Source organism: Bradyrhizobium sp. AC87j1, from assembly GCF_002936975.1.
Taxonomy (GTDB): Bacteria; Pseudomonadota; Alphaproteobacteria; order Rhizobiales; family Xanthobacteraceae; genus Bradyrhizobium; species Bradyrhizobium shewense.
The window spans coordinates 1-1,993 of the sequence record NZ_PTFE01000220.1; the positions used below are offsets into that span (position 1 = coordinate 1).

The 1,993-nt window shown below is 65.9% G+C and carries 1 protein-coding gene and 1 pseudogene; both read right to left on the reverse strand.

Annotation, left to right across the window (positions count from 1 at the left end; genetic code table 11):
- Nucleotides 1-126: 126 nt before the first annotated feature.
- Nucleotides 127-1,233 (reverse strand): annotated as a pseudogene (gene alr / locus CV770_RS40890) (alanine racemase); the annotation flags it as partial.
- A 40-nt stretch (nt 1,234-1,273) separates the two neighbouring features.
- On the reverse strand, nt 1,274-1,993 hold a 720-nt coding region (locus CV770_RS40895; RefSeq protein WP_148667141.1), incomplete at its 5' end, for a DnaB-like helicase C-terminal domain-containing protein.

A 1,993-nucleotide genomic window follows, 5' to 3' on the forward strand; every position in this document is an offset into this window, starting at 1 on the left:
GGGCGGCTGCTCGGCGGTCTGCGCGGCCGCCGGCTTCACCAGCGGCTCCTCCACATTGCCGCCCTTGTAGAGGCGGGCGTAGCGGTGGCCGAGGCTGGTCAGCACCTCATAGCCGATGGTGCCGAAATGATGCGCGAGCTCGTCGACGGTGATGCCCTCGCCGAGCAGCGTCACCATATGGCCGCGCCGCGCCGCGTTCGGCGGCAGATCGGTGATGTCGATCGCGATGAGATCCATGGAGACGCGGCCAGCGACCGGGCAGCGCTTGCCGGCGACGATGACTTCGGCGCCGCGGGTGCCGTCATTGGAGCTGGCGGCGCGGAAATAGCCGTCGGCATAACCGACTGCGATGATCGCGAGCTTGGTCGGCCGCCGCGCGGTCCAGGTGCCACCATAGCCGACGCTCTCGCCGCGTTCGATGGTGCGGATCTGCACGATGCGCGCCTTGAGGTCGACCACCGGCTGCATCGGATTGTCGGCCTCCGGCGTCGGGTTGACGCCGTAGAGCGCAGCGCCCGGCCGCACCATATCGAACTGGAAGGGTGCGCCGAGGAAGATGCCGGAGGAATTGGCGAGCGCCGCCGGCACGCCGGAGAATTCGCTGGCGATGCCGCGGAAGGCCGCCAGCTGCTTGGCGTTCACCGGGCTGTTGAGCTGCTCGGCCGAGACCAGATGGCTCATCACCAGCGTGATGCCGTGATCGCCGGCATTGATGCGGGGGATGATGGCCTGCGCTTCGGATAACGTCAGGCCGAGCCGGTTCATGCCGGTGTCGATGTGAACCGCCGTACCCCCGGTCCAGCCGGTGCGGCGGCAGAACACGTCCCATTCGGCGAGCTCGTTGAGGTCGCCGATGACAGGACGGCAATTGATCTTGGCGTAGTGCTCGCCGGTATTCTGGAAATAGCCGCCGAGCACGTAGATCGTGGGCTCCGGGACGGCCGCGCGCACCTTGCGCGCTTCCTCGATGGTGGCGACGAAAAAGGTCTTGCAGCCGGCCTTGCTCAGCGCACGCGCGACCTCGGCGGCGCCGCAGCCATAGGCGTCGGCCTTGATCACCGCCGAGCATTCGGCCGGCACTGCCGTCTTCTCGAGCTTGCGCCAATTGGCAATGATGGCGTCGAGATCGACGGTCAGCACGCCGCCATAGGCAGCGAGCGCGGCAGCCTGGTTGGCCTCCGCGGAGAGAAGGCCGGATTGTGAGATGGTTTTCGGGTCGGACGCCATTGTCATGGCGTCGTTTTACGCAAGAGGCCGGTCCTGTTCAAGGAACTCAGTAGTCGTTGCCGCTGCGAACCGGAAGCTGACTGTCAGGGGCGAGGTCGCCAAACCGCGTGACCGAGGCTTCGAAGGCCAGGTCGACGGTGCCTGTCGGGCCGTGACGCTGCTTGCCGATGATGACCTCGGCCTTTCCGTGCGCAAGACTCATGTCAAGCTGCCACTTCTCGTGTTCAGGCGTGCCCGGGCGCGGCTCCTTCATGGCGAGGTAATATTCCTCGCGATACACGAACAGCACGACGTCGGCGTCCTGCTCGATCGAGCCGGATTCACGAAGATCGGAGAGCTGCGGCCGCTTGTCGTCACGCGATTCGACCTGACGCGAGAGCTGCGACAGCGCGATCACGGGAACGTTGAGTTCCTTGGCGAGCGCCTTCAGGCTGGTCGTGATCTCCGTGATTTCCTGCACGCGATTATCGCTCCGCTTGCCCGAGCCCGAGAGCAGCTGAATGTAGTCGATCACGAGCAGGTCGAGGCCCTTCTGCCGCTTCAGCCGGCGCGCGCGCGCCATCAGCTGCGCGATCGACAGGCCGCCGGTGGCGTCCACGTAGAAGGGCAGCGACTGCAGCTCGATCGAGACCTCCCGGATCTTTTCGAAATCGGCTTCCGAGATGCCGCCGCGGCGGATGTGGGAGGAGGGAACGCCGGTGCGCTCGGCCACGATACGGGTAGCGAGCTGGTCGGCCGACATTTCGCAGGAGAAGAAGCCGATCAC